The sequence below is a fragment of the Kitasatospora sp. NPDC032150 genome (assembly GCF_055579945.1).
The window spans coordinates 18,869-44,220 of record NZ_JBVIMH010000024.1 but is presented as its reverse complement, the minus strand read 5'-3'; the positions used below and the strand labels follow the sequence as shown (position 1 = coordinate 44,220).

Below are 25,352 nucleotides of genomic sequence, written 5' to 3'. Positions count from 1 at the left end.
GCTCGTGGCGGGCTCGATGTTCTCGGTACCCGGTTTGTCGGTTTGATGTGAAACATGACGGTGAAGTGCCCCCCTCTTCAGTATCCGCAACGTTCATACGGAGGTTCGGAGCGGAACGATGTGGGTTCCGCACGGGTGCCGTCAAATGCCCTGCCGTCAAATGTCCATATGTCCTGATTGGGCATCAGGTGCTATGTAACGAATAGGCAAATCAAGGATCATCTATGTCCGTGGACGGACAGATTGGTTCCGCGGGCTTCTAAGGTCTGACTGATCTTCGGATCTCCATGTCGACAAGCCCACTCATTGGGCTGATTTGTACCCGGAGTTGACCTTTGAGAGCCACACGCGCTCAAGGACCAGTCGGGCGATGGCTGCGCAGTCGGCCTCGCTGGCTGAGTCTGATAAGTCTGCTGGCGGTCTTGATGTCCCTCCTGGCGGCACCGTCCGCCGAGGCACTGGCAGCCCGCCGCCCCCACGGCAAAGTATGGACCCCGCCGAATGCACCCCTCGGCAAGGGGGAAAAGCCTCTTTCGGGCAAGAACCTCACTGTAGGCAAACTCAGCCCGCCCAAGTTCCCTGTTCCAGCTGACTGGAAGCCATCGGCGCACCGTGAGGCGGTCGGTTCCGCCACGGTGGCGATCGGCGCCGATCCGGGTGCCACCCACCGGAGTCTCGCTGGTCAGGCCGACCGGGCAGGTGGCCAACCGCTCTCCCAGGCCGGGCAGCTGCCGATCGCGCTTGCCCCGGGCAAGAAGGCCGGCCAGTCGGCACGGCAGGTACGGGTCGAGGTCACCGACCGAAGCAAGGGCGAAGCCGCCGGAGTCAGCGGCCCCGTGGTCGCCCTGACCGATACGGCCCCTGCCTCGGACACGGTGCACAGCGTCACGGTCTCGGTCGACGTCAAATCCCTTCAGGGCGAAGGATGGTCGGATCGCGCCCGCCTGGTGGCGCTGCCCGCCTGTGCGTTGACGACACCCCAGCTTGATGCGTGCCGCACGAGGACCCCGGTCGCGTCCTCCCTCGACCCGAGCACCGGAGTGCTCACCGCCGAAGTGACTCTGCCGGGCAGGCAGGCGGCGGGCGCCGGGAAGAGCGCTCTCGCAGCGCCAGCCGGTCGGGGCGGCGAGGCCCAGCCCGGCTTCCTCCAGCCTGCTGCGGCGCCCTCGGCGTCGGCCGCCGTGCTCGCGGCCGTCTCCTCGCCGTCCGGCGCCATGGGCAGCTACTCGGCGTCCCCGCTCTCCCCGTCCGCGGCCTGGGGCGCCGGGACCAACATGGGTACCTTCACCTACTCGTACCCGATCCAGACCCCGGCCTCGCTCGGCGGTTCGGCACCCGCGGTCAGCCTCAACTACGACTCCTCGTCGATCGACGGCAAGACCTCCTCGACCAACGCGCAGGCCTCCTGGGCCGGCGAGGGCTGGGACTACCAGCCGGGCTTCATCGAGCGGACCTACCGGGGCTGCGACAAGAACGGCATCCCGGGCTCCGGTGACCAGTGCTGGGCCGGCTGGAACGCCAAGCTGGACCTGGGCGGCCACTCCGGCACCCTGGTCCGCGACGACGCGACCGGCACCTGGCACCTGAAGGGCGACGACGGTTCGAAGGTCGAGCGGCTGACCGGCGCGGCCAACGAGGCCCACGGCGGCGAGTACTGGAAGGTCACCACCACCGACGGCACGGAGTTCTACTTCGGCCTCAACCACCTTCCCGGCGGCAACAACAGCGACCCGGCGGCCAACTCCGTCGAGTACGAGCCGGTCTACTCGCCGAACAGCGGGGACGACTGCTACGACGCCTCGAAGGGCAACGCGTCGTGGTGCCAGGAGGGCTGGCGCTGGAACCTCGACTACGTCGTGGACCCGCACCAGAACCTGATCACCTTCACCTACCAGCAGGACCTGAACTACTACAGCCGCGGCGGCGGCCAGAACAACGGCACCGGCACACTCACGGCGTACGTCCGGGCCGCCGAACTGACCCAGATCGCCTACGGCCAGCGCCTGCCCGAGCAGGTCGCAGCGAACGGCGGCGCCAAGCCAGCGGCGAAGGTGCTCTTCACCACCGCCGAGCGGTGCACCCCGAACGGCAGCATCACCTGCACCGCCACCCAACGCACCACAGCCAACCAGTCGTCCTGGCCGGACACGCCGCTCGACGAGAACTGCGCCGCCACGGGCGCCTGCACCAACTACTCGCCTACCTTCTGGTCCCCGCTTCGCCTGGCGAAGATCGAGACCCAGGTGTTGGCCGGCACGGCCTACACCACGGTCGACACCTGGGACCTCAAGTACAAATTTCCCGACCCGGGTGACGGGACGAAGCCCTCGCTGTGGCTGAGCTCGATCCAGCGCACCGGCAGTAACGGGCAGACCGCCCAGACGCTGCCCGCGGTGACCTTCACAGAGCGAATGCTGCCCAACCGCGTGGACGGCCTGGTCCCGGCCGAACCGGCGTTCAACCGCCCGCGAATGCAGCAGATCGACACCGAAACCGGTGGGCGGATCATCGTCAACTACCGGTCGACCGAGTGCTCGCGGGTCAACAACACCATGCCGTCCTCCGAGGACGGCAACACCAAGGCCTGCATGCCAGTGAGGTGGTACCTGCCGGGGTCGTCCGCGAAGGACCCGGTGGCGGACTGGTTCCACAAGTACCTCGTATCCTCGGTCACCGAGCAGGACACGGTCACCGGCCCGAGCCTGGTCAAGTCCACCGACTACGGCTACGGCGGCGATGCGGCCTGGCACCGCGACGACTCCGAGCTGACCGAGGACAAGACCCGTACCTGGGACGAGTTCCGCGGCTACCAGACGGTGACCACCACCACCGGAAACGCGTATCCGGGCGAGGCTCCCAAGACCCAGCAGGTGAGCACCTACCTACGGGGTATGAACGGCGACCACAAGGCCGACGGCAGCACCCGCAGCGTCTCGGTGTCCTTCACCCCGTACCCGGGCGCCGCGGCGGTCACCCGGACCGACGACGACTGGCTCACCGGTAGCGTCCTGGGCAAGCAGAACTACGACAAGGCGGGCGGTGACGTGGTCTCCGCCGAGACCACTGTCCCGTCCGGCGATGTGGTCACCGCGACCCGCAAGCAGTCCAGGGGCATGCCCGACCTGGTGGCCCGCTTCGACTCCACCCGGACCGACGACACCTCCTCGGGGCGGAAGGCGGACGGTTCCTGGCAGACCACCAGTGAGACCGCGACCACCGATCCCGCCCACGGCAACCGGGCGGTCCAGGTGGACGACAAGGGCGACGGCACCGCCGCCACGCCCGAGGTGTGCGCCAGCAAGAGCTACGCGTCCGGCAGCAACCCGATGATGCTCACCCTCGTCGCACGCGAGCTGATCGTCACCGGCCCCTGCGGCACGACTCCGAACACGTCCAACACTCAGAAGGACACCCGGACCCTCTTCGACGGACAGCCGTTCGGCCAGGCGGGCGCGACCGCCGACCCGACCAGCACCCAGGCCGTTGACTCGTACGGCAGTGATGGCAACCCGGTCTACGCCACGCTGACCACGGCGACGTTCGACGCCTACGGCCGCCCGAAGACCTCGGCCGGCCCCGACGGCAAGGTAACCTCCACCGATCTCGCCCCCGCCAGCGGCGCGATACCGACCAAGGTCACCCTGACCGGCCCGATGGGGCCCGATTGGGCCACCTCACAGACCTTCGACCCCGGGCGCAGCCAGCCGCTCGTGTCGACCGACGCCAACGGCCGCACCTCCAGCCAGCAGTATGACGGGCTCGGCCGTCTCACCGCGGTCTGGAACGCCGACAACCCGACCAACCAGCCGTCCAACTACACCTTCTCGTACTCCGTCAACGGCCTCACCGGTCCGTCGGTGGTGACGTCGAGGTCGCTGCTCGAGGACGGCAGCTACTCGATCAAGAACGAGCTGTACGACGGCCTCGGGCGGCTGCGGCAGACCCAGGCCAACGGGGCGAACGGCCCGGGCACCGGCCGTCTGATCACGGACGTCGTCTACGACTCCCACGGCTGGCCCGTCAAGAAGTCCGCGCCGCACTTCGACAACGCCAACGAGCCGAACGGGGCGGTGTTCGTCTCGCAGGACTCGCAGGTGCCCGCACAGGACTGGGTCACCTACGACGGCCAGGGTCGGGTGCTCTCCGACGCGTTCGTCTCCTACGGCCAGCCGCAATGGACGTCCACCACCGCCTACCCGGGCGTGGACCGGACCGACACGGTGCCGCCACCCGGCGGACAGCCGAGCAGCACCATCACCGACGCCCGCGGCCGTACCACCCAGCTGTGGCAGTACCGCACCGCCACCGCCACCGGAGTCGCCTCCGACGCGAACATCACCTCCTACTCGTACACGGCGGCCGGCCAGCCGGACAAGCGCACCGACTCTTCGGGAAACGTCTGGTCGTACCTCTTCGACCTGCGCGGCCGTCAGACCTCGGTGACCGACCCCGACAGCGGCACCACGACGACGGCATACGACGTCAACTCGCGGATCGCCTCCACCACCGACGCCAAGGGCAACAAGCTCAGCTACACCTACGACGTACTCGGCCGCAAGACCGGCATGTACGCGGGCGATGCGGCGCCGTCCAACCAGCTCGCCGGCTGGACGTACGACACGGTGCCGGGCGCCAAGGGCCAAATCGCTTCGTCCACCAGGTATGTGGGCGGCGCCTCCGGCTCGGCGTACACCCAGGCCGTCACCAGCTACGACACCATGTACCGCCCGCTCACGACCAGCACCACCATCCCGGCAGCCGAGGGTGCTCTGCAAGGCACCTACACCACCAGCAACCAGTACTCCACGATCCTGGGCACCTTGATCCACACGGACTTCCCAGCACTCGGGGGACTTCCTGCGGAGGGTGTCGACTACAGCCCCAGCAACACCGGCCTGCTCCTCGCCTCTGGTGGCATCAGCAGCCTGGTAGCGAGGGTCCAGTACGACCCGCTCGGCCACGCCATCAGGACCACCCTGGGTGACTGGGGCACTCAGCTGGTCTCCACCCAGCAGTACGACTGGGCCACCGGCCACCTGATCCGGTCATACCTGGACCGCCAGGTGAGCCCGACCTCGGTGGACGACACCGGGTACACCTACAACCCGGCCGGCCAGATCACCTCGGTCACCGATCTGCAGAACACATCGGCGACCGATCGGCAGTGCTTCGGCTACGACTACCTCGGCCGGCTCACCAACGCCTGGACCGACACCGGCGGCACCACGACCAAGCCCACCGGCACGTGGACGGACACCTCGGGCAGCGTCCAGGGCTCCGGCACCGCATTGTCCGTGCCCGGCATCGGCGCCTGCACCAACGCCGACGGCCCGGCCATGAGCGGTACCCCGGCCAAGCCCAGCGTCGGCGGCCCCGCCCCGTACTGGCAGACCTACGGCTACGACGCCACCGGCAACCGCAGGAGCCTGGTCCAGCACGACGTCGCAGGCGACACCGGCAAGGACGTCACCACCACCCAGACGTTCGGGAGCGGGCCCAACACCGCGACCAGCGCCCCCAATACGGGCGGCGGTACGGGTGGCCCGCACGCCCTGCTGACCTCCTCAGTCACGTCCGCCGCTGGAACGAAGGTGACTTCGTACCAGTACGACGTCGCAGGAAACACCACCGGGATCACGGACACGGCGGGGACCACGACCCTGACCTGGAACGGTGAGGACAAACTCGACTCCCTGTCCAAGAGCGGCCAGTCGCAGTCCACGTCCTACCTCTACGATGCCGACGGCAACCAGCTGATCCGCCGCGACCCTGGCAAGACCACGGTCAACCTCGGCAGTGACGAGCTCACCCTCGACACGGCGTCCGGGTCGATGTCGGACGTCCGCTACTACCCCTCACCCGGCGGCCTGACCATCACCCGGGTCACCGCGGCCACCGGCGGCGGCAAGCTGGTCTACCAGGCCTCCGATCCGCACGGCACCAACAGCGTGCAGATCGGCACCGACGCCGCACAGACCCTCACCCGCCACCCGACCGACCCGTTCGGCAACCCGCGCGGCACCCAGCCGGATGCCTCAACCTGGGCCGGCGACAAGGGATTCGTCGGAGGCACCAAGGACGACGCCACCGGCCTCACCAACCTCGGCGCCCGCGAGTACGACCCCGCCCACGGACGGTTCATCAACCCCGATCCGCTGCTGGCCGAGTTCAACCCCCAGCAGTGGAACGGCTACTCCTACAGCGGCAACGACCCCCTCAACAGCAGTGACCCCAGCGGACTCATCTCCGACGGGGACCCGAAGATCCGCGACTACTGCAGCGCCAACCCGACGGCCACCATGTGCGGCGGTGTGCCAACCGCCCATGCCACAACCGGTGGCAACGGCAACGGTTCCGGCGGAGGCGGAGGCGGAGGCGGCGGAGGCGGAGGCGGAGGTTCCGGCGGCGGTGGCGGAGGCGGAGGGGGTGGTGGTGGCCACGCGAAGAGCAAATGCGGTGGCTTCACCGGCTGGCTGAAATGCACGGCCAAAAGCGCCACACACGCCGTCGTCAAGGTCGTCAAGGAGCATCCCGTCATCGCGGCGATGGTCGTCACGGCCGTCGTCGTCGGAGCCGCAGCCTGCATCATCGTGAGCGTTGGAGCCTGCGGGGCCGTGCTATTCGGCGCAGCCGTGGCCGCGACGACCGGCGCAGAGGCGGGAGTGGCGAGCGCCGTCATTGGCGCTGCGGCCGCTGCCACCGCCGAAGGCGCAGTGGCCCTCGGCAGTGCAGCACTGGCAAGCCTCGGCGCGGGTGCCGCAGTGGCGGCTTCGACCGCACAGAAGGCCGAGCAGGCCGCCAGTGGTGTGAGCGCCCGTGCGGCGCAGCCGGCGGCCAAGGAGGCCACGGCGGCTAGCAAGGCCGCTCGCCCGAGCAGCGGTGGCGGCAACTGCAACAGCTTCCCGGCAGGTACCCAGGTACAGCTGGCCGACGGCTCCACCAAGTCCATCGACCGCATCCAGTTGGGCGATGAAGTCACCGCCACCGACCCGCAGACCGGTACCACTGTGCCCCGCTCGGTCACAGCCACCATCGTGACCCCGGATGACAAGGAGTTCACCAACCTCACCGTCTCGACCGCCGGGCCTCGTGCCCCGCCCGCCGACCGGCAGACCATCACCTCGACGGCACACCACCCGTACTGGGACATCACCACCCAGCGCTGGACCAACGCCGCCGACCTCAAGCCCGGCGACCAACTCCGTCGCCCCGACGGCACGACCATCCAGGTCATCGCTGTCGAGTCCTACCGCACAGCCCCGCAAACCGCCTACAACCTCACCGTCGCGGACCTGCACACGTACTATGTGCTGGCGGGGGCCACGCCGGTCCTCGTACACAATTGTGGCGATGGCGCTACACTTGGTCCAGCCACGGGGAACAGGGATATGGGCCCGGGCCCTGCGAATTCTCTTCCGAGGGCGCGGTTCTTGCAAGATGGCAGCAATGCGGCTGGGGGGAGAGTTTTTACCTCAAACGCAGTCATCACGCAGGAAGACTTCGTCGGTATCGTGGACGACGCTCTTGAGCGTGGGGATGACATCCATATCCTCACCGGGACACATGGCAGTGCGAATGGTGCCATGACTCCGGAGTACCGCTTTTACACTGATGATGTTGACCGATTTGGGGACTTTCCTGGCGTCAGGATTCACGATGTCCCGTCCATGTCGCAGGAGGAGATTAGCGGAGTCCTGCAAAGCCCCGGGACTATTATCGGAGCATTCTGCCATAGCGCGATTTGCCTCAATCCTTACAGGTAAGCCACGGGAGACATGATATGAACACCGAGCCAGGAGAGCCGAAGCGCGAGTACGTCGGCTTTATTCGGATCGCCGGCCAGCCGGAAATTCAATTGCGGCTGATGGCTTCGTCATCGAGCGAAGCCCGGGCAATCGTCATCGAGCAGTATGGCGAGGGGCACATCATCTCGGTATGGAACGAAGAAGACGCCAGGCGTCCCCGGTAGACTCACCTCGACTTCTCCGAGGTTCTCTCGACGGCGCGACTGAACGGCTCCGGGCTACACCAAGGCCCAGTGCGGTTTAATAGCGAAAATTGCGACTGCCAGGCGCGACGGACCTCGTTCGGGGTCTGGTATTGGCCAGTGGCCCCACCGGATACATTCCGGTGGGGCCACTCGACCAGAAGCGCAAGCTCTGGCGTGACGGTAAGCGCTGAGCTGTGCGCAGGTCGCGGCCTTGATCGTCGATCTTCGGATCTACTTGGCGCTACCCGACGTCTTCACCTGCACCGGCACCAGCGGCATCATGATCTGTCATGCTGCTGCGTCTGGCCTACCTCGCCGCGACCAACACCCTCGCGCTGCTGCGACTCCTGCCGATGAGCGACAGAGACAAGGACATCGAGATCCTCGCTCTCCGGCATCAACTGCTGGTCCTGCAGCGCCAGGTCGGCCAGCCCGCCTTCACCGTACCGACCGCGCCATACTCGCCGGCCTGCTCCACCACCTCCCCACGGGCAAACTACGGCGTCTCTCACCTTGACTCTGTCGGGGATCTTGGTCGCTGCGGCGTCAGCTGACGGCTCGCCAGGAACGCAGGCGCTGGATACCTTGCTGGGCGAGGTGGTTTTGGAAGGCAGTCGGTGGTCGTGGGGGTGTGCTCTCGCCCGGGGGCTGTCGGCTGAGGCGTTCGATGTTGACGGCGATGGCGGTGAGTACGTGCTGCAGGTGGGCCTTGGCCAGGCCGCGGTATCGGCAGTGGCGCATGCCGTGGCCGTGGGCGAACTCGCAGATCGTGCCCTCGATGCCGGACCGCACCGCGTAGCGCTTGTGCCAGGCCGGTTCCTGCTGCTCGGCACGGCTGCGTATCTGCAGTTCGTGCAGCTCGCGCGGGGGGGAAGCCCACATTGCGGGCGGCGTCGCGGGAGGTGGTGCACTTGGCCCGGATCGGGCAGGGCTGGCATTGGCTCTTGGTGAAGCGGGCCACGATGAGCGGGGCGGCGGTCGGCGAGGATGTCGGGTAGGGGCCGTGCCAGCCCCTGCTGACCTGGCCCTGCGGGCAGGTGACCTCCTGGCGGTCGAAGTCGATGCGGAAGTCGTCACGGGCGAAGCCCTCGCCCCGGCGGGTTGGTGGGTGGGGTTGCCCGGGAGCGGTCCGACGACGGTGATTCGGTGCTCGCGCTCGGCCTGCTCCAGGTGGGCCAGGGAGGTGTAGCCGCCGTCGACCAGGTGCTGGTCGGGCCGCAGTCCCCGGTGTTCCAGCCGGGTGTGGATGCCGGGGGCAGGACTTCGGTGTCGGCGCTGGTGGCCGGCATGGTGGCCACATCCGTGATCACATTGGCGCCGTCGTTGGAGCAGGTCTCGGTCACGTGCGCGAGGAATCCCGTCCAGCGGGTGACCTGCCCCCGGCGGGCGTATCGGGCTGTCGGATCGTAGGGCGAGACGATCCGGTGTGCGGAGGGCGGCAGGCCGCTGTCGTCGTCATCGTCGCGCAGGCAGCGCGCGGCCTCGGCGGCGTCGCGGTCGGAGAGCCCGAGCAGGAACTGCAGCACGCTCACCGTGGCCAGCTGGGCGGGCGACAGCCCAGGACGCCCATCACGCGGGTACCAGTCGGCGAAGTCCTCGTCGCTCCACAGACCGTCGAGGCGGTCCCGCACCCACATCGCCGTCGTGCCACCTGGGTTGCTGGCACGCGCCATCCTCGCGGTCAGCGCCGGTACCTCGGCGCCCGGACGGGGACGCACCGACATCTCTCACTCCTCGTAAGTCTCACGGGCCTCGTACACCCGCAAGACTGACGCACCACCATGATCTCAGGCAGCCGAATACCAAGATCCCCGACAGAGTCAAGCTGAGGCTCCGGCCCGCCGAACGGGGAACCCGCCTCGGCGACCAGCGGCCCACGGGTGTCCGTACCGCAGGTGCGGGATGACTCCCCCGGCTCTCCAGCCGGGGAGGATGTCAATCGCCCCGGACGGCCCGCTGGTAGGCGCGCAGGGCGTCGGGGTCGTCGATGCTGCCGTGGTGGTGGTACTGGCGCCACTGCCCGTCCTCGTACCGGAAGTAGCGGCTGGTGCGGATCGCCAGCGGGACGGTCGTGCCGTCGGCGGTGGTGTAGCTGCCGGTCTCCCGGCCGGCGAAGACCGCGTGCTGTTCGCCCAGGTAGGCGACCACGTCGCCGAAGGTGACCAGGACGCGGACGGGGCCGTCGAAGACCTTCGCGTAGAGCTCGGCGATGGCGTCCCCGCCGCGAAGGATGCCGCCGAGCGGGTTGTTGAGCTGGGCGAGCGGGTGCGTGGACCAGTCGGCGCGGAGTGCGCCGATGTCCCGGTTGTTCAACGCGTAGTAGAACGACTCAAGCGCCGCCTCGGCGCCCTCGGCTGACGGATCGGCAGTCTCGGAGAGCCGGTTGCGGGAGTCCGGGCCGAAGGAGATGTCGGTTTTCTCGATCATGATGGTCCCAACACCGGTTGCCGGCCGGACGATTCCCGATGCCTTCCCTCACCGGGCAGTAGGGGTAAGGCCGTTGGCGTGGATTCCCGAGCCCGGCGGTCCGGGGCGTTCTCCCCGGTGGGGCGAGGGCGTCGCAGGCCGCCCCGGCCCGCTCCGGGTGGTGTGCGGCCGTCCCGTTCGACGGGGTGCGAAGGGATGTGCCCTGGATTGCGGGCGTATGTCGGCCAACTTAGCCTGCCAAGTGCCACTCAGCTGATGATGCCGATGATGAGGAGCACGTCGATGGGAAACCGGACGACCACTACCGAGCGGGCCCTTCCTCGATTCGAGGAGGCCGAAGGTCTGGGGCCGCGGGACAGCCAGTTCGTGAGCGATCTCGTGGCGGTGCTGGAGAAGCACGGTAACCTCGACCGCTTCGGCCTGGTCCTGCTGCACGACCACTTCCCCGTGGGTGACGGCGAAGTCCTGGTCGAGACCCATGACCTGGCCGCACGCACGCTGAACGTCCAGGTCGAGAAGGCGGGCACGACCAAGCACACCAAGCCCTCCCAGTGGCGGTTCGTGAGGACCACCACGAGCGCCGGTGGCAAGAGGGTCGAGAGCCACGCCTACCAGGTGATCCTCCAGTGCAGCCCGGTCAGCGGGTGCCCGGGCAGCGGTGGCAGCTGACTTCGAAGGTCCGGCTCCCACGGTGAAGTCCGACCGCCCGGTCGGGGCGAGCGCAGGCCGGGCGGTCACAGGATGGCTCGTCAGCCTCCCCGGGCGGGGTCCTGGTCCCCGTGGATCGGGACGCCCTGGAGGCGGGCCCGGATGAAGTCCGCGTACGCCTGGGGCGTGGACTGCGTGGGCGGACGGTGGTCGAGCGCGGCGAGCCGCTGTGGGAAGGGGCCGAATGCTTGCTTGAGCGGCAGCCCCGCCGGCCCTGGCCGACACTGCCAACAGCAGGTCCGAGGGGCGAACCGATGGAGATGGTGTGGTGGACACGGCGGATGAGAGCGCTGATCCGGTGGGCGGCGCGGCCGATGACGCGGACTTCGACCGCCAGGAGATCCGCCTGGCCGTGGTGCTGAACGGGGGAGTGAGCCTGGCCGTGTGGATGAGCGGCGTGACGCTGGAACTCCACCACCTGGCGATGGTCCGCCGCTGGAACCTGACGGCCTATCGCCCGCTCCTCGAACTGCTGCAGTCCGACGCACGGGTGGACGTCGTCGCCGGCACCTCCGCGGGCGGCATCAACGGCGCGTTCCTCGCCCTCGGGCTCGCGCGCAACCGGGACCTCACCGGCATGCGGGACCTGTGGCGCACCGACGGCAGCCTGGAGCAGCTGCTGCGCAGCCCGCTCCGGAAGAACCCGCCGTCCCTGCTCATGGGGGACGAGTACTTCCTGCCGGCGCTCACCGGTGCGCTGCGGCAGGTCCTCGCCTCCCCGCCGCCCGCAGGGGCCGGCGGACCGGCCCGGCGCGCCGCGGAACACCCGGTGGAGCTCATCCTCACCGGCACCCTCTGGGAGGGGCGGACCACCTCGTTCACCGACGACATGGGAACCGGGATCACCGAGGTGGACCACGACGCGACCTTCAGGTTCGCCAGTCCCGCCGACGGCACCGGCGCCCTCGGCGACCTGACGCAGGACGCGGTCGTGGACCAGTTGGCCAGCGCGGCCCGGTGCACCTCCTCCTTCCCCGGGGCGTTCGAGCCGCACTGGGTCGAGGTGACGGGCCCGCCAGCTCCCGGCGGCGGACCGTGGCCCTCCACCGCCGGCGGCGCCGACTTCGGGCAGTCGCAGTACGTGCTCGACGGCGGGGTACTGCTCAACAAGCCGATCCGCCCGGCACTGGAGGCGGTCTACCGGCAGCCCGCGGGTGTACAGGTGCGCCGGGTGCTCGCGTACGTGGTGCCCGACCCGGCCGAGGCCACCACCCTGCCCACCGAGGTGCCGTCACCGGCGAACCTCCCGCACGCCCGGGACGCGCTGCTCGGCGTGCTCACCCGGCTGCGCTCGACCGACTCGGTGTCTCGGGAGCTCACCGAGATCCGGACCCGCAACGAGGCGGTCAACCTGCGACGCCGGGCCAGGGAGCGGCTGGCGGCCGCGCTGACGGGCGGTGCCGACGACCTGTCCGGCCGGGCCTGGGAGGGATACGTCGAGGTCCGGATCGAGAACGCCGCCCGGATCATCGCGGGACTCATGGCGGCGGGCCAGCGGCCCGGGCAGCCCGGCTGGAGCCGCCGCGAGCTGGCCGACACGCTGCACGGGTTGCTCCACCGGAAGCGGGGCGAGGAAGACTCGTTCATCCCTGCCGACCCCTTCGACGTCGCCCTGACCCGGACGGGCGCGGACTGGGACTGGGGCATCACCACGGTCGAACGGCTGGCGGACGTGGCCGTCGACGTGCTGCGGCGAGCCGTCCTGCTCTCGCCCATGGGATCCGCGCAGCGCCGGGAGATCGTCGCGGCCCGCAGCCGACTGAGCCGCACGGTGGAGGGCATCCGCCGGGACCGGCGGGCGCTGGACGCCTACTGGGCGGGCGCACCCGCCGGCGGCAAGGTGGAGACGCCGGACGGCGAGCTGCGCCGCCTCCCGCCCATGCCGGCCCGCGAGCCGGACGGGCTCGGCTCGGTGACCGCCCCGGACGCCCTCGCGCGCTGGCTCGACCAGGTCATCGACGGCTGGGTGCGCCCGGGGACGCAGGGCGGGAGCGGTGAACGCAGGCAGTGGCAGTACCAGCAGGCCTGCGAGGTGGCCGCGCACCTGGGGGCGTGCCGCGACGCCATCGCCGACGTGGTCGCGATCGGGCGGACCATCGAGTCCCAGCGCCTGGAGAGCCGGCGGCTGGCGGACCTGCACGACTACCTGTTCGGGCCGGGGCCCGTACCCGTCGAGGGTGCGGAACCGCACCTGCTGCGGCGGATGCTCCGGCTCGACGTGGTCCAGCTCGCCTTCGCGGGCGCGAGCCAGGAGGTCGAACAGGAGGTGGAGCTGATCCAGTTCTCGTCGACCACCCCGGATCTGCTGACCGGCGTGCAGCTCCACCACTTCGGCGCGTTCTACCGCCCGTCCTGGCGGGTCAACGACTGGCTGCACGGGCGGATGGACGGCGCGGCGCACATCGTGCGGATGCTGCTCTCACCCGACCGGCTACGGCAGTGCGGTGCTGTGCTGGCGGACGGCGGGCCGGCCTCGCCCGAGCTGAGCGCCGAGCTGCGGCGGCGGCGCGCGGAAGAGCTGCTCGGCCTCGTCCGGGAGTGCGCCGTCGCCACCGGCCCGCAGGGTGCCGTCGACCGCGACTGGCTCGCGGAGCGCTGGGAACTGGAGGACGAGGAGGAGTGCCGGCGCTTCATCGAGAGCGTCGTCACGGTCATTCCCCGGGAGGTGGCGGACGGGCCTGACGCAGCGGAGGTACCTGACGCACCGGATACGGCTGACGCATCGGTTCGGACCGCTTCGGTCGTTCCGACCGTCTCCGCCTCCGCCGGGCAGGCGCGGGGCGGCGCCGACAGCGACACTGCTCGGCCGGGCCCGGGCGGTGCCACGGTGCCGGGTACGGCCGCGGTCGACGCGGCCGGGCTGGAGGCCTGCGTCCGGGCGGTCAGCAGATCGGTACGGACCTCGATCCTCCGGGAGGAGATCGGCGCGCTGGCGGACTCGATCCGCGGCGAGGCCCCGGACGACCGCAGCGAGGCCAGCCGGATCTGGCTGGACTGCTACGACGCCAAGCGGAAGGACACCGGCGGCGCGCTCCGGACGGACGACCTCTGGTACCTGTGGCGGGCCGCCGACGCGATCGGGCGCGAGCGGATCCCGGGCGACATGGGCAGCGACACCTTCGCCCGTACGGTCGCCCACGCGGCGGCGGCCGCCGCCAACACCGTGACCGCGTTCAAGCCCCGGCAGGCCACCGCGCACGCCCCGGGCCCGCACGGGACCAAGTCGGTCGGCATGGTCCTCGCCGCCTTCCGCGGCTACACCCTGGCCGTCTGGGGCATGGTCTCCTTCCTCACCCGCCGGAGCCGCTTCGGCACCCGGGCGGTGGAACTCGCCGTCGCCGCCGGCGGGGTACTCCTCGCGTGCGCCCTCTTCGTGCCCGGTCTGCCGATGGCCTTCACGCTCGCCGGTGTGCTCCTGCTGCTCTCCGGGTCCTCCGCGGCGGCGTTGCTTACCAGGGGAGCCCGCGGGGTGGGACGGCGTCTCGCGGTCCTCGCCGTGCTCGTCGCCGCCGCGCTGGGCTATCTCACCTGGGAATGGGTGCACCGCTCACCGGCGGACGCGGAGAGCGTGCTGATCAGGATCGGGGTGGGCGCGCTCGTCGTCCTGGCCGGATGGTGGGTGGCCCGGTCCCAACGGGAGGCCCGGACGACCCGGGTACGGGGGAAACCGGAGCCGGAGGACGGCGTACGACGGCCGTGACCGGCCGGCATTCGACGGCCCGGGGCAGGAGGACCCCAACTACCGTGCCCGCACCGGTACCGAGCGGTGATTCGTCCGCCCACCGCACCGCCGGAGGGAGTTGGTCGAACGTCAGTCCTTTCGGCCAGGTGCTCGTGTGTCAACCCCCGCTGTTCAACGGGGATTGCCGATCGAAGCCGGACGGATCTGCCGACAGGCCGCGAGTCCCGTCCCCGAAGCGGCTGACGCCCGTCCCGCGATCCGGAATCGGCCGGGCCTCCCGGAGGCCGGGCGGACACTCCACAATGATCGCCATGAGTCCCAGTCCCGCGAACGAACAGCATGATGACGCCGAGCAGCCCGCCGGGCCAGGCAGGCCCGCCGCACCCGGCGCCACCCCCGAGCTCGCCGCCGCGCTCCACCAGCGCCTCGACCGGCTCGAAGCGCTGATCTCCACCACCACCGCCGCCCCGCCGGCCGGCGCCTCGCCGGCCGTCCGTCCCGCCTGGCGCACCGCGACCGAGGCGGAGCAGCGCTGGGCGGTGACGGTCGCGATCCTGGTGGCGGTGGGCCTGCAACTCGTCCTGCCCGCCCGGTTGACGATCCATCCGGGCTGGATGCTGCCGGCGCTGGAGTTGGGCCTGCTCTGCGCCCTGGTGGTGATGCACCCCCACCGCCGGCTCGACTTCAGCACGCAGGCGCTGCGCGCGGTGAGCCTCAGTCTGGTCGCGGCGATCAGCCTGGCCAACGGCTGGTCGGCGGTGAAGCTGGTGGGCGAGCTGGTGGGCGGGGCCGGCGGCTCCGACGCGACCGAGCTGCTGGTCACGGGTGGCGCGATCTGGGCGACCAACGTCATCGCCTTCGGGCTCTGGTACTGGGAGTGGGACCGTGGCGGTCCGGCCGCCCGCGCTCTCGGCACCGCGGACCACCCGGACCTGCTCTTCCCGCAGATGCAGCAGCCGGAGATCGCCCCGCCCTCCTGGGAGCCGGGCTTCCTCGACTATCTGTACGTCGCCTACACCAACGCGACGGCCTTCAGCCCGACGGACACCATGCCGCTCTCGCGCTGGGCCAAGATGCTGATGATGACGCAGTCGACGATCTCGCTGCTGACGGTGGTGCTGGTGGTCGCCCGCGCGGTGAACATCCTGCAGTGATCTCTCCTCCCGGGCGCTCCCGACCGGTCCGTGGCCTTTCGGTACCGCTCCCGGCAAACCCGGTGGCGCCGTCCCGGCGGGCTTCCCTACGATCGCCGCAGCGGGATCGCGCAGTCCCGCAGGATGCGGGCCGTGGCAGAGCGGCCCATTGCGGTCGCCACCCGGAGGAACCCCGGGTGGCGATCGATGGGGGAGGGGCGGACCTGCTCCGAGCCCGTCCGCGGGTTCGAATCCCGCCGGCTCCCGCATCCGTCCAGGACGGGCAGGCCGCGTCGCGGGCCGTCACGCGGACCGCCCCTCCGGCATCAAAGAACGGCGCGCCGCCGAACGTGGCCGCGATGTTCCAGCTCCAGATGGTCGGAAAGGATTTGATCAAGCGGGGGATCCGCCCGGAGTTCCGGTGGGACGACGGATCGGCCTGAACCCGGGGCCTGCTGGAGCAGCCCGCCCCCCGGCGGGCGGGCTGACGCCTTCCTCGACCGGACCGTCCGCCCGGACGCGACGGCCCTTCGGCATCCAGGCGCCCAAGGGGGCGACCGGATGCCGAAGGGCCGTCAGCCGGTGGAGGGTTCAGCTCGCCGCGGTGAACGCGGCCTGGAGCCGCGTGATGTAGTCGGCGAGTGCGGGAGCCCAGCAGCCGTAGTCGTGGCCGCCGTCGCACGTGGGGGAGAGCGACGAGCCGTTGCCGTAGTCGACCAGGCGGCTGGGGATGCGGAGCTGGTCCAGGCGGGTCTTGACGGTGTTGGAGGCGATCTCCGTGAAGTGGTCGATGGGCCACTGGTTGCCGGTGTAGAGCGTGATGTCGGTTCCGCCGAGCCTGGCCAGGTTGGCGGTGGCGGCGGGGTTGACCTCGTTCCAGATGTGGTCCGCGTTGAAGACCGGGTACGGCGAGCCGAAGATCGCGTCGCTGTCGACGTAGGGCCCGTAACCGGTGCACCGGCCGGTACCCGCAGGGGTGGAGGTGCTCACGGCGCACCACGCGCCCGTGACGTTGAGTTCCGTGGCCAGGACGGCCGTGCGGACCGCCGCCATGCCGAAGTCGATGCCGCCGGACAGGGAGGCGGTGTGGCCGAACAGGTCGGGACGGACCTCGGCGTAGCGCAGTGCGCCGTAGCCGCCCATCGACAGGCCGACGACGGCCCGGTGGGACCGGTCGGCGACGGTGCGCAGGTTGGCATCGATGAAGGGGACGACCTGGGTGGTGTGGAAGGTCTGCCAGTTCGCCGCGCCCACGGTGGTGTTCTGCATGGCCCAGTCGGCGTACCAGCCCTTCAGGCCGCCGTCCGGCACCACGGTGATCATCGAGTCCGAGTGCAGCGCGGGGGCGGCCGCGGCGTCGTCCACGGTGCCGCCCCCGCCGTGCAGGAAGTACGCCACCGGCCACCGCTTGCCGGGGTCCGCTCCGTAGCCCTGGGGAAGGAAGACGCGGATCTTGTGCTCGCCGGACAGCTGCCGGGTGGTCACGGTGATGGTGAAGTCGGTGCTCGAGTGCACCTCGGGGGCGCCGACCTGGGTCAGGCCGAAGCCGTCGGCGAACGTCGGAACGCCGGCCGTGTCGGCGTGTGCGGGTGCGGCCCCGAGCAGCGCGGCCAGGGACATCGCCGCGGCGGCGACGGCTGCTTTCGCGTGCAGTCGCCAGGTGGGTAGAAGTGACTTCATGGTCGTCCTTTCGGAACGCGGGTGACATTCACGGTGCGGGAGCGGGTCCCGCTCGGCCGGGCCGTCAGTCCTCCGCTGCCGCCCGGTGTGCCAGTGCGGCCCGCCCGGTGCGCCCCGCGTCCGGAGTACCGGGCGGGCCGCCAGCAGGGTCGAAGGGCTGCGGTCCGGTCAGCGGGTCAGAGCGCGCAGAAGGCGTTGACCGTGGCGTTTCCGGTGTCCTGCTGGCCCTTCGTCCCGGAGAGCAGGTGGAACTCGTTGTTGGCGCGGACCACCTGCTTGGTGCCGTCCTCGCTGGCCAGCCAGTCGCTGAAGTAGCCCAGCACGGCACCGTTGTGGCCCCAGACCCACTGGCCGCAGGGCAGCTGCTCGTGGAAGATGCCCAGCCCGTAGCCGGCCGTGCTGCCACCGGCGATCGGGACGGTGGTCTTGAGCTCGGCCTCCTGCGCCGGCGGCAGGAGCTTTCCGGTCAGCAGCGCCCGGGAGAAGGTGGCCAGGTCGTCCAGGGTCGACACGATCGCTCCGGCGGGGCCGAAGATCTGGACGTCCGAGGCCGTGACGTCCCTGATCACGATGCCGACCACCGGATACTCGTACCCGTGCAGGTAGTTGCCGTACAGGGCCGGATCGGCGGTCGGGAAGCCGGTGTCGTGCAGGCCGAGCGGTTCGATGATCCGGTGCTGGACCTCGGTGGCCGGGTCGTTGCCGGTGACGGCCTTGATCACCATGCCCGCCAGCACGTAGTTGGTGTTGGAGTAGTTCCACTGCTGGCCCGGCGCGGAGGTGGGCTTGTGCTGCGCGAGGGCGAGGTTCACCAGGGTCTGCGGCGGCCAGGGCTGGTTGGGATTGGCGTTGATGGCGTACGTCAGGGAGAAGCCGGGGTCCTTGGCGTAATCGGGCAGGCCGGAGGTCTGGTTGAGCAACTGGCGGATCGTTATCTTCGTCCCGTCGTAGCCGTTGGCGTTGACCGCGCCGGGGAGCCACTTGCCGACGGTGTCGTCGAGCGAGAGCCGCTGTTCGGCCTCCAACTGGAGCAGCACGGTGGAGGTGAACGCCTTGGTGTTGCTGCCGATCCGGAACCGGGCCTTGGGGTCGGCGGGCACCTTGGTGCTGAGGTCGCCGACACCCGCGTGCACGTACTGGGTGGTGTCGCCCTGGCGCACCAGGCCGATCACGCCGGGGTATCCGTCGGCGACGCCCTGCTGGGCCCCGACCTGGAGGATGCCGGCCGCGGTCGACGCGCCCGCGTTCGCCGGCCCGGCACCGGCCAGCGCGGCGAGCACCAGAGTCGCGCCGACAGCGGTCAGACGTAGGGACTTCATCGGACTCCTCGATCTATGGATGGTCCCGGCACTGCGGTGAGTTGACGCGGCGCCGGGGAGGTGAGCGGGCGGCAGCGGATGTGATCCGCCTCGTGAGCCGCAAGGAGTTATGCGGCCCCGCACACCGTGCGCGGCGTCCGCGGTTCCAGGCCGGTCGCTCCGGACGCCGGTGCCGCGGACCGGGTAGCTCCGATGGTGGTGCTCGTGCGGTTCCGCGGACAGGCCAAGGCACCGGCCATCTATGACCGGTCGTCACGGAAGGCCCGCCGGCGGCCGTAAGCACCGGCCTTGCGCGCCGGCTCGGTGGGGTGTCAGGTGGTGAGTCAGCCCGGCACGCCGCCGCGCCTCCTCGGTGGACGACACGCCCCGGCCGTCAGGAGGGTCCGTTCTGCGCGGAGTGGAACCTGGCCGGCATGTAGTTGGCCTGCTGCTGGCGGAACGTGTGGCCGAGGTGGTGTTGCAGCCGGACGTGGCGGAACTGGTAGACCGCGCCGGTCTGGCGCAGCACTCCGCGGTGGTACGCGTCGTCCAGGAAGGCAACCGTGTCCCAGGGCAGCTTGCCGGTCAACGGCAGCCAGCCACGGGACAGCAGGACCCACTGCCCCCAGGCGGTGAAGGCGAGGGCGTAGGAGACCGAACCCCCGAGCCCGCCGACCGCACCGATGAGGAGCCCGTCCGACAGCCCCCAGTTCAGCGGTCCGAGCGGGCCCTGGAGCAGGTCGACGACCAGGCGCCCGCCGAGGGAGATCGCGAGGGTGAGCAGTGGCGCCAGGACGAGGACCTGCCGGCCGACCGTGGTGCGGTTGGCGGACAGCAGGCCGACCGGAGTGGCGGCGGAGGTGACGTCCACAGGCGCCTCGAGTGCGGCTGTGAGCCCGAAGACCAGCCCGGCGGCCGAGCCGAAGATCAGCCCGAAGGCCAGCATGTTGATCAGGGTGTCCTCGACCAAGGCAGGGTTGTCGAGCGGGATCCCCGGGTACACCGCGCGTTCGAGGGCGAGCGCGCACGCGAATCCGACGCCCATGACGAATCCGCCGAACAGACCGTTGCCGAAACGGCCGGTGAACGTGTGGACCGGCCGACGGCTGATGCGGCTGTGGGCGCCGGGCAGCCGCAGCCGCACGCGCGCCGGTTCGAAGGCGGTCCCGCCGCCGTACGCGATCATGACTGCGTACACGGCTCCGAAGGCGAGTCCGGCGACCGGCCCCATGAGGCTCCCCTGCAGCAGGATCTCGCCGATCCCGAGCCGGGTGACGAACGGGCAGACCAGCCAGTCGGACAGGGTGATGCACAGCGCGGTCGCCAGCACGACGGCCATGACGCGGGTCGAGCGCGGCAGCGAGTCGCCGATCTGCCACCAGGCGAGGTCCTGCCGGTCGTGGTCGAGCCGGACCAAGTGGTGGGCGAGGTAGCCGAGCCAGTGCCGGGCGCGGTCAGAGTCCCGGTTCGGCTGCCGGCGTCGTTGGCCGTCCTCGGTCCGCTCGGGGACGCGGCGCCGGTAGACGGCCGGCACGAAGCCCGCCAGCAGGTGCTCCTCCAGGGACTTCCTGGTGGGGAACCGTGTGGTGTCCAGCAGTTCGGCCGGATCCCGGCCGGGCGTCTCGCTGTACATGGTGCGTGCCAGGATGACCATGAGCGGGGTGGTCAGCACCTCGGCAAGGGGCGCGCTCGCCGGGGCTTCCCTGCGCAGTTCCCCGAGGACGACGTCCCACACCGCCCCGGTCCCGCCGTCGCCGTCGTGGTCGCCGCCGTGGCCGTTGCCGTTGCCGTGACCGACGGTTCGAGCGGTCCGGGGCAGGTAGGTCACGAGGTCGTCGATGGCGAGGTCGGTGAGCTCGATGCCGGCCGCCCAGACCACTGGTGCGTGCGCCGCTTGGACGGCTTCGGCGAACTCGCCGCGCCGGCTGGTGAGAACGAGCGGGAGCGAGGTGGCGTTGAGTGCCTCGAGTGCCTCGCGGCGCAGGCCTTCCGCGATCTCGTCGAACCCGTCCAGGACCGGGAGGATGAGGTCGGCGTCGACCAGCGCGGAGGCCATGGTCGACCCGCTGGGGCTCCTGCGGGCCAGGTGCGGGTGGTCACGCAGCAGCCGGCCGATCAGCCAGTCCCGGAGCGTGATGGCCGTCGGGTCCCAGGAACCGAGACTGAAGATGACCGGTACCCGGCCGGGAACGGGCGAGGCTTCGAGAAAGTCCAGGACGAACCTGATCGTGAGGATCGACTTGCCCGAGCCGGCCCGGCCGAGAATCACCAACCGGCCGGAGGAGATCCGCCGGTAGACCTCGGCCACGCTCCGCAGGTCACCGCTCAGGTCCACCTGGCGCGGCACCGCGCCCGGTCCGAGACGCTGGATGTTCTCCTGCCGGTCCGTCAGGCCGGCGGGCGCCTGCTGCCACCGGACCGGCAGCGGAAACGGGTCGTGGACCCGGCGCTGCTCCTCCTCGCGCCGCCAGCGACGCCTGACCTCCCTCGCCAGCTCCTGCGCGGCGTCGGCGAGCGCACCGGGTACCGGCAATGGCGAGGGGACCGCGGGCGGAGGAGGCCCGTCGACCTGTTCCGGTGAATCGGCGTTCAACTCGGCCGAGCCAGCCATCGGTTCGGCCGAAACAGTCACCAACTCGGGCGGAGCCGCCATTGATTCGGGTGGATCGGCCACCAACACGGGTGGTACGGGATCGGGTTCGGGTGCCCCGGAAGCCACTGCATCCTGCGATCTCGCGAGCGTGGCCGCCAGCCGTCGGCGGTCCTCGTGCCCGACATCGAGGGCATCCGCCAGCAGGTTCACCGTTCCCAGCCGATGATCGGTGGACTTGCCGGTCTCCAGCCGGCGAATGGTGCGAACGCTCACCCCGGAACGTTCCGCCACCTGCTCCTGCGTCAGCCCGGCCTGATGGCGCAGCCGACGTAGCAGCGGGCCGAGCTGATCTGTCACCGGGTCGCCTCCCTACTCGCCAGTATGGCCGCTGGCGAGCCTATCGTGACGACCGGTCACATCTGGCCGGTGCCTTGGCCTGTCCGCAGATCAGCGCGGACTCCACGATCAGTGACAGGTGGCTGCACGGGCAGCGGCAGGTGCAGGGCCGCGGAGGGTGGGAGGCGAGGGCCCGGACGGTCGGGCAACGGGCCAGGTCTGGTTGCCACCCGCCGATCGACCGCACCGTGCCGGCGGTGGAGAGGACAACCGCGCATGGCGACATCCGAGGAGTCAGCATGGCGTACCGCTACTGGTGCGGTGAGTGCAGCTTCAAGACACCGTGGCTCACCGAGTCCCAGGGCGAGCAGCAGCAGGTCGAGCACTATGCCAAGCGGCACCCCGGTGTTCCCCCTGGTGGCGATGTCGAGGTCGACCGGAGGGATCCGGTCGGAGGCCGTGGCTGCCTCCAGATAGCGGCGATCGCGCTCCTGTTGCTGTTCCTCGCGGCTTCGTGCCGCCGCTAGCGGCGTCCCGGGGGCCGAAGAGCCCTTTCCCCCGGAGCGGTCGGATCGCGGCGCGGAGTTCGAACTCCTCGTAGAGGGGGAAGCCGGTCAGCGCTCTGCGGACGGGCGGCCCGCCGTCACGTCTCTGAGCTCGCCGAGCGACTCCCGGATGAGTTGCGCCAGGCTCCGCCGGCCGGTTTCGTCGAGCCAGCGTTCGAACGCGATCTTGAATACGGCGATCCCTGCCTCGGCGGCCAGACCTGCGGCCGTGTCCGCGACGCCGCGCTGACGCAGTGCCTCGGCGAGTGCCGCGGACAGCGACGCGAGCTTGATCAGTTCCCGTTCTCGGAGCTCCGCGTTCGCGGCGATGACGGTCTGACGCTGCCTGGCGCTGTCGCGGCGCTCCTGGAGCACGACGGCGGCGGCCTCGAGGGCCGCGCCCACCGCCTCGATCGGCGCCGCGGAATCAGGTGCCTCGGCGACGGTGCTCACGAAGAGGTCCTGCAACGCGCCCGCGCCCGCGAACAGGACCTCGCGCTTGTCGGCGTAGTGCCGGAAGAACGTCCGCTCCGTCAGCCCGGCCCGTTTGGCGATCTCCGCCACCGTGGTCTGCTCGTACCCGCGCTCGATGTAGAGCTCCAGTGCCGCCTGTTCGAGCCGGCCGCGCGCGTTTGGCTCCCATCGCCCCATGTGCTGAATCCTAGCTGATGACAGTGACTGACATCAGAGCTATGCTGGGAGTGATGACAGTCCCTGACATCGCGACCTGTCGTCGCGCATGCCTTTGCAGGGATCCAGAACTCACCTGGAGGTCTTCTCATGCGTGTCCTCGTCACCGGAGCGTCCGGCTGGATCGGCTCCGCCGTCGTACCCGAGCTCATCGGCGCGGGCCATCAGGTTGTCGGGCTCGCCCGCTCGGACGCCTCGGCCGCCGCCCTCACCGAGGCCGGGGCCGAGGTGCACCGCGGCACTCTTGACGATCTCGACAGCCTGCGGAGTGCGGCTGCCGCCTCGGACGGTGTGATCCACCTCGCGTTCAAGCACGACATCGCCTTCTCGGGGGACTTCCAGGGCGCTGCCGATGCGGATCGCCGCGCCATCGAGGCGTTCGGAGAGGCGCTCGCGGGATCTGATCGACCGTTCGTCATCGCCTCCGGGATGCTCGGGCTCGCACCGGGGCGGGTGATGACCGAAGCCGACGGGCTCGGGCCCGACTCCGGGGCGGCGGCGTCGCTGATCAGCGGTGTGCAGACTCGAATGGCCAATGCCCGGGCGACGCTCGCCCTCGCTTCCCGCAGCGTCCGCTCGTCCGTCGTGCGACTCCCCCCGACGGTGCACGGCGAGGGAGATCACGCCTTCATGGCGACCCTGGTCGCCATCGCTCGCGACAAGGGCGTTTCCGGCTACCCCGGTGACGGGTCCAACCGCTGGCCGACGGTGCACCGGACCGATGCCGCGCACCTCTTCCGGCTGGCGCTGGAGACGGCTCCGGCGGGATCGATGCTGCACGCGGTCGCCGACGAGGGCGTGCCGATCCGTGCCGTCGCCGAGGTGATCGGCCGGCAGCTCGACCTCCCGGTGGCCGCCGTCTCCAGCGAGGACGCGGGTGAGCACTTCGGCTGGCTGGCCAGCCTCCTCGCGGTGGACAGCCCGGCTTCGAGCGCGCTGACCCGTGAGCTGCTGGGGTGGCAGCCGACCGGTCCTGGGCTCGTCGACGATCTGGAGAAGGGCCACTACTTCCGGGTCGACCGGCCCTCTCGGTGGTAGCCGGCATCACCGTCCGGCAGGACGGGTTGGCCCCGGTGGATGCGACGTGTCCGTCCAGCCGATGCGCCGGGACGGCTCGCGGGGGTGCGTGATGCGCCGACTCCTCGGTCTCGCCAGGGAGGCGGAGCGGCGGACGAGGGCAGGCCCCCAGGGGCTCCTGGCGTGCGCTCAGCGGTCTCCCCCCGTTCGCGGCCGGCGCCCATCCGGAACCGGATGCCAAGGGCCGCCGCCGAAGCCGGACTCCACCTGCCGAGAACCGGAGAACTGCGGGAGCTGATCGTCGAGCGGATCGAGTCCGCCTGAAACCGGCCGGGGGCCGGATCAGGCGGACTCGACGCTCACCCGGGTGCGATTCGGACGGGCGAGGGCATCGGCCATCCGGTAGAGGCGATGAGTCAGGCCGCGACCCAGCCGCGTGACTGTGCGGACGCGATGACGGCTTCCCGGATCTGAAGGATCTGGGCGGAAGTCAGTGTCGGCACTTCCTCGAGGAGGAGTTCGGTCAACTGCTGCCGGAAGTCGGCGGTCGGCAGCGCATCGCTCGCGCCGCTGCTCGCGCCTGCGCCTGCGCCCGCGCCGCTGCTCGCGCCTGCGCCCGCGCCTGCGCCCGCGCTCGCGAGGTCGCCCGAGCGGAGCAGTCGCCGCTGTGGTGCCGGCTTCGCTGCCGAGCCGTCGGATCCGGCGGAGTCGAGAAGCCGGACCTGAGACGCGACCGGGCCGCGATCGCCGTCCTGAAGTTCGAACTCGACTCGCACCCCGGAACGGAACAGGTACTTCTCCTCCATCAGGTCGTTCGCGTGCATGAAGACGTCCTCACCACCCAGGTCGGACGCGATGAAACCGTACCCGCGGACGTCGTCGAACCTCAGAACCCTGCCGGAAACCAACACGAACCACACACCCCAACACAACTCAGGCCGTCGACGAAGACGCCACCTCGATCGGCGTCCGAGGCAGCGTACCTCCCTCCTTCCGCAGGGTATCCAGGTTTCCCGAAACCGATCCTTCGTGGCCGAGTTCCAGGGACGCGCCCGTGCTGACGGGCCACGGCCAGTCGGCGGTGCGGCGAACTGCCATCGAGAGCGTCAGCCCGCGATGGCGTGGACACCCGGGCGGGCAAGGGAGTTCGCCCGGCCAGGCGTCCCACGCGTGGCGGGCCGACCTGCTCCGGTTGCAGCCGGGCTCGCAAGGCACGCAGGAGCTGCGCCAAGTCGGAATGCTGCGGGGCTCGA

At 70.3% G+C, this 25,352-nt stretch carries 15 protein-coding genes, 1 tRNA gene and 2 pseudogenes; 9 read left to right on the top strand and 9 right to left on the bottom strand.

Features of this window, described 5'->3' with window-relative positions:
* The first annotated feature begins 635 nt into the window (after nt 1-635).
* The 3 genes and pseudogenes from ACZ5ON_RS25320 to ACZ5ON_RS25310 all read left to right on the top strand — a co-directional run.
* A complete protein-coding gene (locus ACZ5ON_RS25320; RefSeq protein ID WP_465596969.1) occupies nt 636-7,763 on the top strand; it encodes a polymorphic toxin-type HINT domain-containing protein in 7,128 nt (2,375 codons plus the stop codon).
* Nucleotides 7,764-7,780: 17 nt separating this feature from the next.
* On the top strand, nt 7,781-7,969 hold the full coding sequence (locus ACZ5ON_RS25315; RefSeq protein WP_465596966.1) for a hypothetical protein: 189 nt from the start codon (nt 7,781-7,783) through the stop codon (nt 7,967-7,969).
* Between the two features lie 311 nt (nt 7,970-8,280).
* Nucleotides 8,281-8,498: pseudogene (locus ACZ5ON_RS25310) on the top strand (integrase); the annotation flags it as partial.
* Nucleotides 8,499-8,536: 38 nt separating this feature from the next.
* Here the strand turns inward: ACZ5ON_RS25310 and ACZ5ON_RS25305 are convergent.
* The 4 genes and pseudogenes from ACZ5ON_RS25305 to ACZ5ON_RS25290 form a co-directional block, all read right to left on the bottom strand.
* Complete coding sequence (locus tag ACZ5ON_RS25305) at nt 8,537-8,872, bottom strand: transposase (protein WP_465596963.1); 336 nt, start codon at nt 8,870-8,872, stop codon at nt 8,537-8,539.
* A 43-nt stretch (nt 8,873-8,915) separates the two neighbouring features.
* Nucleotides 8,916-9,053 (bottom strand): annotated as a pseudogene (locus tag ACZ5ON_RS25300) (hypothetical protein); the annotation flags it as partial.
* A 10-nt stretch (nt 9,054-9,063) separates the two neighbouring features.
* Nucleotides 9,064-9,714 carry a transposase gene (locus ACZ5ON_RS25295; protein ID WP_465596960.1) on the bottom strand — a complete coding sequence of 217 codons (651 nt, stop codon included), beginning with the start codon at nt 9,712-9,714 and terminating at the stop codon, nt 9,064-9,066.
* Nucleotides 9,715-9,925: 211 nt separating this feature from the next.
* On the bottom strand, nt 9,926-10,417 hold the full coding sequence (locus ACZ5ON_RS25290; protein ID WP_465596957.1) for a YybH family protein: 492 nt from the start codon (nt 10,415-10,417) through the stop codon (nt 9,926-9,928).
* Nucleotides 10,418-10,699: 282 nt separating this feature from the next.
* Here ACZ5ON_RS25290 and ACZ5ON_RS25285 point away from each other — a divergent pair, with 282 nt between their 5' ends.
* The 4 genes from ACZ5ON_RS25285 (at nt 10,700) to ACZ5ON_RS25270 (ending at nt 16,206) form a co-directional block, all read left to right on the top strand.
* Nucleotides 10,700-11,086: a hypothetical protein gene (locus tag ACZ5ON_RS25285; RefSeq protein WP_465596954.1), complete on the top strand. Its 387-nt coding sequence runs from the start codon at nt 10,700-10,702 to the stop codon at nt 11,084-11,086.
* 307 nt (nt 11,087-11,393) lie between these two features.
* Nucleotides 11,394-14,825 (top strand): patatin-like protein, encoded by a 3,432-nt coding sequence (locus tag ACZ5ON_RS25280; protein WP_465596951.1) that lies wholly within the window; start codon nt 11,394-11,396, stop codon nt 14,823-14,825.
* A gap of 293 nt (nt 14,826-15,118) precedes the next feature.
* Nucleotides 15,119-15,961, top strand: coding sequence for a hypothetical protein (locus tag ACZ5ON_RS25275; protein ID WP_465596948.1), 843 nt, complete (start codon nt 15,119-15,121; stop codon nt 15,959-15,961).
* A gap of 127 nt (nt 15,962-16,088) precedes the next feature.
* Nucleotides 16,089-16,206: transfer RNA gene (locus ACZ5ON_RS25270), tRNA-OTHER, on the top strand.
* Nucleotides 16,207-16,531: 325 nt separating this feature from the next.
* Here ACZ5ON_RS25270 and ACZ5ON_RS25265 read toward each other — a convergent pair.
* From ACZ5ON_RS25265 to ACZ5ON_RS25255, 3 genes are all read right to left on the bottom strand, one after another.
* Complete coding sequence (locus ACZ5ON_RS25265) at nt 16,532-17,620, bottom strand: alpha/beta hydrolase (protein WP_465596945.1); 1,089 nt, start codon at nt 17,618-17,620, stop codon at nt 16,532-16,534.
* Nucleotides 17,621-17,796: 176 nt separating this feature from the next.
* Nucleotides 17,797-18,939: a serine hydrolase domain-containing protein gene (locus tag ACZ5ON_RS25260; protein ID WP_465596942.1), complete on the bottom strand. Its 1,143-nt coding sequence runs from the start codon at nt 18,937-18,939 to the stop codon at nt 17,797-17,799.
* A gap of 373 nt (nt 18,940-19,312) precedes the next feature.
* Nucleotides 19,313-21,868 carry a helix-turn-helix domain-containing protein gene (locus tag ACZ5ON_RS25255; protein ID WP_465596939.1) on the bottom strand — a complete coding sequence of 852 codons (2,556 nt, stop codon included), beginning with the start codon at nt 21,866-21,868 and terminating at the stop codon, nt 19,313-19,315.
* 278 nt (nt 21,869-22,146) lie between these two features.
* Between ACZ5ON_RS25255 and ACZ5ON_RS25250 the strand changes: the two genes are divergently transcribed.
* A complete protein-coding gene (locus ACZ5ON_RS25250; protein ID WP_465596936.1) occupies nt 22,147-22,374 on the top strand; it encodes a hypothetical protein in 228 nt (75 codons plus the stop codon).
* 87 nt (nt 22,375-22,461) lie between these two features.
* On the opposite strand, the gene ACZ5ON_RS25245 is transcribed toward ACZ5ON_RS25250, so the two are convergent.
* The gene (locus tag ACZ5ON_RS25245; protein ID WP_465596933.1) at nt 22,462-23,043 is read right to left on the bottom strand and encodes a TetR/AcrR family transcriptional regulator; all 582 of its coding nucleotides are present in this window, start codon (nt 23,041-23,043) and stop codon (nt 22,462-22,464) included.
* A gap of 129 nt (nt 23,044-23,172) precedes the next feature.
* Between ACZ5ON_RS25245 and ACZ5ON_RS25240 the strand changes: the two genes are divergently transcribed.
* A complete protein-coding gene (locus ACZ5ON_RS25240; RefSeq protein WP_465596930.1) occupies nt 23,173-24,120 on the top strand; it encodes an SDR family oxidoreductase in 948 nt (315 codons plus the stop codon).
* A 395-nt stretch (nt 24,121-24,515) separates the two neighbouring features.
* Here the strand turns inward: ACZ5ON_RS25240 and ACZ5ON_RS25235 are convergent, their stop codons facing one another.
* Nucleotides 24,516-25,010, bottom strand: coding sequence for a cold-shock protein (locus ACZ5ON_RS25235; RefSeq protein ID WP_465596927.1), 495 nt, complete (start codon nt 25,008-25,010; stop codon nt 24,516-24,518).
* Nucleotides 25,011-25,352 lie beyond the last annotated feature (342 nt).

Bases quoted from the DNA above. Each gene is read 5' to 3' on its own strand.
- ACZ5ON_RS25315 (WP_465596966.1), top strand. From the start codon at position 7,781: ATGAACACCGAGCCAGGAGAGCCGAAGCGCGAGTACGTCGGCTTTATT.
- ACZ5ON_RS25305 (WP_465596963.1), bottom strand. From the start codon at position 8,872: ATGTGGGCTTCCCCCCCGCGCGAGCTGCACGAACTGCAGATACGCAGC.
- ACZ5ON_RS25295 (WP_465596960.1), bottom strand. From the start codon at position 9,714: ATGTCGGTGCGTCCCCGTCCGGGCGCCGAGGTACCGGCGCTGACCGCG.
- ACZ5ON_RS25290 (WP_465596957.1), bottom strand. From the start codon at position 10,417: ATGATCGAGAAAACCGACATCTCCTTCGGCCCGGACTCCCGCAACCGG.
- ACZ5ON_RS25285 (WP_465596954.1), top strand. From the start codon at position 10,700: ATGGGAAACCGGACGACCACTACCGAGCGGGCCCTTCCTCGATTCGAG.
- ACZ5ON_RS25275 (WP_465596948.1), top strand. From the start codon at position 15,119: ATGAGTCCCAGTCCCGCGAACGAACAGCATGATGACGCCGAGCAGCCC.
- ACZ5ON_RS25265 (WP_465596945.1), bottom strand. From the start codon at position 17,620: ATGAAGTCACTTCTACCCACCTGGCGACTGCACGCGAAAGCAGCCGTC.
- ACZ5ON_RS25260 (WP_465596942.1), bottom strand. From the start codon at position 18,939: ATGAAGTCCCTACGTCTGACCGCTGTCGGCGCGACTCTGGTGCTCGCC.
- ACZ5ON_RS25250 (WP_465596936.1), top strand. From the start codon at position 22,147: ATGGCGTACCGCTACTGGTGCGGTGAGTGCAGCTTCAAGACACCGTGG.
- ACZ5ON_RS25245 (WP_465596933.1), bottom strand. From the start codon at position 23,043: ATGGGGCGATGGGAGCCAAACGCGCGCGGCCGGCTCGAACAGGCGGCA.
- ACZ5ON_RS25240 (WP_465596930.1), top strand. From the start codon at position 23,173: ATGCGTGTCCTCGTCACCGGAGCGTCCGGCTGGATCGGCTCCGCCGTC.